General features: G+C 42.0%; 5 protein-coding genes and 1 pseudogene. 4 read left to right on the top strand and 2 right to left on the bottom strand.

What is annotated here, in order from left to right:
• Positions 1 to 284: 284 nt before the first annotated feature.
• The 4 genes and pseudogenes from G519_RS49675 to G519_RS0137760 form a co-directional block, all read left to right on the top strand.
• Positions 285 to 428, top strand: a pseudogene (locus tag G519_RS49675) (DUF1657 domain-containing protein); the annotation flags it as partial.
• A gap of 251 nt (positions 429 to 679) precedes the next feature.
• Complete coding sequence (locus G519_RS0137770; RefSeq protein ID WP_029198950.1) at positions 680 to 886, top strand: hypothetical protein; 207 nt, start codon at positions 680 to 682, stop codon at positions 884 to 886.
• A 48-nt stretch (positions 887 to 934) separates the two neighbouring features.
• Positions 935 to 1,114, top strand: coding sequence for a hypothetical protein (locus G519_RS0137765; protein WP_029198949.1), 180 nt, complete (start codon positions 935 to 937; stop codon positions 1,112 to 1,114).
• A 190-nt stretch (positions 1,115 to 1,304) separates the two neighbouring features.
• A complete protein-coding gene (locus G519_RS0137760) occupies positions 1,305 to 1,568 on the top strand; it encodes a hypothetical protein (protein ID WP_244280357.1) in 264 nt (87 codons plus the stop codon).
• Here G519_RS0137760 and G519_RS0137755 read toward each other — a convergent pair.
• Entirely contained in the window at positions 1,565 to 2,272 is a 708-nt protein-coding gene (locus tag G519_RS0137755) for a tyrosine-type recombinase/integrase (RefSeq protein ID WP_029198947.1), read from the bottom strand. The genes G519_RS0137760 and G519_RS0137755 overlap by 4 nt on opposite strands.
• The gene (locus G519_RS0137750) at positions 2,269 to 5,238 is read right to left on the bottom strand and encodes a Tn3 family transposase (protein ID WP_029198946.1); all 2,970 of its coding nucleotides are present in this window, start codon (positions 5,236 to 5,238) and stop codon (positions 2,269 to 2,271) included. The genes G519_RS0137755 and G519_RS0137750 overlap by 4 nt, the downstream gene beginning before the upstream one ends.
• Positions 5,239 to 5,440 lie beyond the last annotated feature (202 nt).

Below are 5,440 nucleotides of genomic sequence, written 5' to 3'. Positions count from 1 at the left end.
GGGGGGAGAAGTTCTTTTGTTTCCGGAATACAGGCCAAAGCAACCGAAAAAATGCCAAAATTGTATCTGGGGTAATTGGGATGGGATGAAGCAATACTGTCCTAAACCCGTATGTGTCAAGTCTCGATCATCAAAGGTGATTAATGAAGATGGGAATCCCATAAACTAGGGATATTTTGGGTAAGTATACAATATGGTCCAATAATCGCCGCGGTTTGACTTTATTTTTAGGAAGATTTGGAAATGTCAGTTAGAGTATTCACTTGGAAGGAGGTGAACAAGTGATGACTGTAGCATCCCAAGTCAAAATGTGCGTGGCTTCCTTAAAAAGCGCCCAGGCAAGCCTCGAACAATTCGCTCTGAATACTCAAAACCAAGAAGCTAAGACGTTATTTACCAGTGCAGCACAATCGACACAACAAATCGTTTAGCAAGTAGAAAGTCGTGTTCAGCAGTTGGAAAACGAAGAACCGCAATATAAAGGTTTCTAATCACGGACAAATAGCCATGCTCTTTGCAGCATGGCTATTTTTAATGGCCTACATCATCCGTAGAAGGACTTCGCGGCCTATTACAGTAAATAAAAAAGGAACTAGGTAAATGCCGTGTTGATTATAGGTATCTTCCCATAGACTGTTGTGGAAGCAAATATTACAAAAAAGGTTTGGGAGGAAATGAATTGAATAATTTTACCCATTACGCGATGCCGATGTATACACATGATCATGCTACCTATTGCAAACAAATGTATGATTGGCATATGAAAATGCACCATTATCAAGAACAACTGCGTGCGTATCACTTGGAAAGGGCAAAATACTTTCAAAAATTGGCGGAGGAAAGGGAGAAAGCAACGGATAAATCAAATGATGGCCCCGCCGCTTGAAATGGAAACCTTAACATGGAGCGATGTACTGAACTGGAAAGGTTCCGAATGAAATTATGGGATCGTTATTTAACTATTCGTGCTGGTTATGGAGGAGGAGTTGTGGACACATCTTTCGACCAGTTTTGGTATGAATTTCTCATCAAGCATATGATATCGGAAGAAACTCCTACAGAGTTGGTTTACAATGAAGTTTGTAATACTATGGAAAAACGTATTACCCACTGATTGTCAAAAACCGGAACCGATAACTATTCCATTGGTGGCAAAATGATACTGACGATAAGATAATTTATGAATGTCCATTTAATTCAATTAAAAAGCGGCGAAAGAACAACTTTTAAAAACGCGACACAAAGTGCTAATGGTGGAAGCATTTTTGTGTCGCATTTTTTATGGATGTATGTTTGTGTCATTTATGAGAGTAGACTTGTGTCGCTGGACATTTATGGACTCGTGGAAGGATTTTATAATAATAGTGCTGGTGGCTAGTTTTCTTTATCCTATGAAAAATTTGCTTGGTATGCTTACCAGATTTGCGATTTATGGGATGATTGCTATGGCATTGTTTTCCGGAACAATAAAGGGATGGGATGACAAATTATTTGCCGTGGGGATCTTAAGCCTTCCTATTCGGGGTAATACCAGCGTAGCTGACACCACCCGCAAACGTATGGATTAAATTGGAAATTTATTAATAACCTCGTTATATTCATTTTGAGCATCGGTAATTGCCAGCTTTGAGTATACTTCCAAAGATTTTCTGCTTTCATGGCCGGAATAGGGTTGAATCAGCGCGTCATCAATGCCCTGCTTTTTTAGCCAGGTTAATAGAAAGTGACGTAGTTTATGAGGAGAAAGGTTTTGAGATAACTTGGCCTCCTCTGAATATTTAGCCAAAATTTTGCGTATTCCCCTGTCAGTGTATTTTTTCTTCCATGAGGACTCAAACAGATAGGCCGCTTGCTTCTTTTTCATCGAATCAGTGTGCATGGCTAGTAGCTCTTTGAAAGTCTGAGGAAATGGAACAATGCGGTCTTTGCTGCCCTTTCCTTTGTTGATCCGGATCTGACAGTAATGAAAATCGATGTCCGCCAGCTTAATGCTGATTAACTCACTGACCCGGACACCTGTATACATGAGGGTCTTCACGATCATCATGTCCTGAAAATTCTTGGCCTTCCAAACCACTTCATAGTATCTTTTTAATTCCTCCTCAGTGGGTACATAAGGCAGCTTTTTATTTGATTTAGGAACCTCAATTTCAAGCTCGCTTCTTAAATGCTGAAACAAACTCTTTAAGTAAGCATAGTCCGGTCGTTCTGAGCGAATGTACTTCGCCAGCTCCCGGGCTTTCTTTTTTGTAGATACACGTTTTTCAATCATGCAGGTTCACCTTCCAATGGTAGTCTTTCCGTCATGTCCAATCGGAATGTGCCATATGGATTAACGTGCGTATAGATCAAGGGTGTCACTGCACGTAAATCTTTCGGAGTCATTAGATCAAACCATTTCTTCTCCGATAAAACGTTCTGGAACATGATGGTATTAATATAGACTAAGCAATTTTGCAGTAGATGAAGAGATAAAACGGCCATCTCTTGATCTTCCATGCGATTTGTGGCAATTTCTCCACCCTTGCCATAGAAGATAAACCCATTTGCCGAGTTCCAGTTTTCCACGACATTCAAACCAGCATTTATCTCTCGCCGTAATTCTTCCGAATGCAAATATTCACAAAGGAAGATGGTTTTAACTGCCTTACCCAACTCACCTAGCGCCTGATACGTTGGATGCTTCAAGTTGTTCCGGGTAAACCGTTTCAGAATGGCTTCCGTTTCAGCAGTACCAAGCCGTAAAGCTGTTGCATACTTCATCATTTGATCATACTGCTGACGGATCAGTTCCCAATTAATCGGGCGCGTGAGTACATGCTGCAGGTTCGCATAAGCGTCTGTCATTCCTGCCTCCGGACGGTATAACTTTTGTGTATGAATAGCTTTTAATCGAGGCATGAGTTTATATCCAAGCAAATAACAAAAGGCGAATGCAATCTCACTCTGACCATGTGAATCAACATAATTCTTCTCCACTTCCATATCGGTGCAGTGGCGTAACAACCCTTCCATCATCGCGGCGACTTCTGATGAAGAACACGATTTAAGCTGCGAGTAGATGCAAGTTGAATTTTTCTCTACATGCCAATAAATCATAACACCACTGCCGCGGTATCGGATATGCCATTCCGTCATGAGGTTCTGATCCCATGCCCCGAATTTCTTTGAATCGGAGGCGCAAGAAGTTGTTCCCTCACCCCATATTTCCTGCATCCGTACATTGAAGATAGCGTTCACTACTTCGGAAATCGCGTTGCGAAGGTTATCCTTGTGAATGAATTTACGCCGGACGTAAAGAAGGTCTTTATAGTTTTCACCATGATCACCGGCACTGACACGCTTTAAACCGGTATTAGTTCCCAAACCGTAAAGAGATAAGATCAACCGCTTTTGCAGCGTATCCCGGTCTAATATTTCTCGATGGCCCACCGTCTTGAACATTTCTGTAAATGAAATTCTTAGATCAGTTTCCTTCAAAATATCGAGCAAACTGGTCATTGGCCAGCGGCGCGTAATTTCTCCTTTGATCCGGATTAAATTAACCGGCTCTTCTTGCGGTTCCAACGGAGAAACCGAGATCCAACCTTTACCTTTATCAGTAATCCGTACTTTAGGGTTCTTCGGCATTCCCTCGTTTAATTTTTCAAGACCTTGAATCATTTCCTGCTTTAACGTAGTTATAAAGGGATCTGCATCCAGCGGCTGATTTAAAGCTTTGTAGTTTTCCTCCCGGCGTTCCTCGAAGTCTACCGGCAGGTCTTCATCTGGATTTCGATACCTGTTCGCGCCGGATACCCAAATTTCTTTACACCGTAACTTATCCCGGAGCATTTGTAAGGCGCTGATTTCATAATTGATCCTGTTTACTCGTTCTTGTCCCTTTTCATCTTTTTCGATGATAATTTCCTTGTAGTTATTGCGGATCACCCCATTGATCGGAATTTCGTCGGTTAAGGGAAAATAGTGCATTCCTGTTTGAGTGTATTTTTTGATCAGTTCGAGCGCAAGGATAACCGGTCGGTGAACGTCGTTATTAGAACGAAAATCAAGAATGCTAAGAATTTCTGGAACTATCCGGCGGTAATGACTGCCATAGGAGGCGCGAATGACCGTATGGATTTTTTCGCGGTATGCCGGTCCAGTATGTTTAAACTCTTTGACCAAATCTTTTAGTGTTTGTTCGTTTACAACCGGGTATAAGACATCTTTAATGATTCCCTCCGGATGCTCGATGGCGGTCTGTGCCAAGTTAAATAAAATTCCGTACTTGTTGCTGACTCGTCGTAGATCGTTCAGTATTTCCTTTTCGATCTTTCGTTCGGCGCGTACTCCGATACGGTGAATGATTTGAATAAGCAGATCGACCAGGTTGTCCGAGATTTCCATGCAGCGTAACCAAAAGAAAGCTGACAACAGCGTATATAGAATCGGATCTGGATGTCGGCGCAGCTCACGCAGATCCTCAGTAGAAACGCGCTGCCGATACTTTTTCAACACCTTATGGGGAATGTCTCGAAATAAATCATCCGGAAGCTCCAAATTGCGAATAGTCCGCAATTTGTTAACTTCCTTCAGCACGCTATCCACCCCAGCACGGCCAGGATCTGCCTTTAGCTCATTAAATGATATTTGTATGTTGCTGTCGCTGGCGGTTTCTTCTTCGTCAATCTCTAAATAAGAAATACTATCAATTAGAGAGTCTAGCTGGGTTAGAGACTTAGAAGGCAGCTTTTGGTATGTCGCTTGGAAAAAGGACTCTTCATATGTGTGAATGGCTGAACGGATCAAACGCTCAATGCGATCCGGCGTTGGCGGCACGATTTGTAATTCGTGGAATCGACGGTAAACGCAGTCCTTTAAATGCTCAAATTCATGATCGTGATACAGAACATGTTGGCATAGCCATTCTGTCATTTCCAGAGCATCCTCTATCGTATCCTCGCGGAACCCGAAGAACTCCCGGATCTGTGTTCGGTGGTAGGTGATTGAACGACCGGTCCAATCGTACGAAGCATATAATTCTGGTTCAGAGAAGATTTGCTTTGCAATGTAGGCGATCACCGCTTTGGGAACTTCGTACTTATGAGTTGGAAAACGGGCTTCATTTTGAAAAAACTTGAGTAGCACAGCAAATCCAATCCTGGTATCCCCGGTCTTGTTCTCGATCAACCTCATCTCGTTCGGTAGGATCGTAAAATACTCAATTAATTCGTCCAGTTCCCAATTTCGCTTCATGTTATCCCCTCCAAACTAAAGTTCCTATAACTGTGAGTATCGGAACAATACGATTGAAATCATTATATCGAAGCAGCATATTTTAGACAATATGAGTCTCATAAATCCCGATGTTCCTTTTACAAAAACATATTCGGAACATTGTTTTTAAGGGGAATGGAGGGATCATCAGTCTAATGTCGAATAATTCCATAATGAGAGC

The organism is Paenibacillus alginolyticus DSM 5050 = NBRC 15375 (assembly GCF_000422905.1).
Lineage (GTDB): Bacteria > Bacillota > Bacilli > Paenibacillales > NBRC-103111 > Paenibacillus_E > Paenibacillus_E alginolyticus.
This window is presented reverse-complemented; position numbering and strand designations above follow the sequence as displayed.

What these genes read in the sequence shown, in the direction of transcription:
- G519_RS0137755 (WP_029198947.1), bottom strand. Translation starts at nt 2,272, where the DNA reads ATGATTGAAAAACGTGTATCTACAAAAAAGAAAGCCCGGGAGCTGGCG.
- G519_RS0137765 (WP_029198949.1), top strand. Translation starts at nt 935, where the DNA reads ATGAAATTATGGGATCGTTATTTAACTATTCGTGCTGGTTATGGAGGA.
- G519_RS0137750 (WP_029198946.1), bottom strand. Translation starts at nt 5,238, where the DNA reads ATGAAGCGAAATTGGGAACTGGACGAATTAATTGAGTATTTTACGATC.
- G519_RS0137760 (WP_244280357.1), top strand. Translation starts at nt 1,305, where the DNA reads ATGAGAGTAGACTTGTGTCGCTGGACATTTATGGACTCGTGGAAGGAT.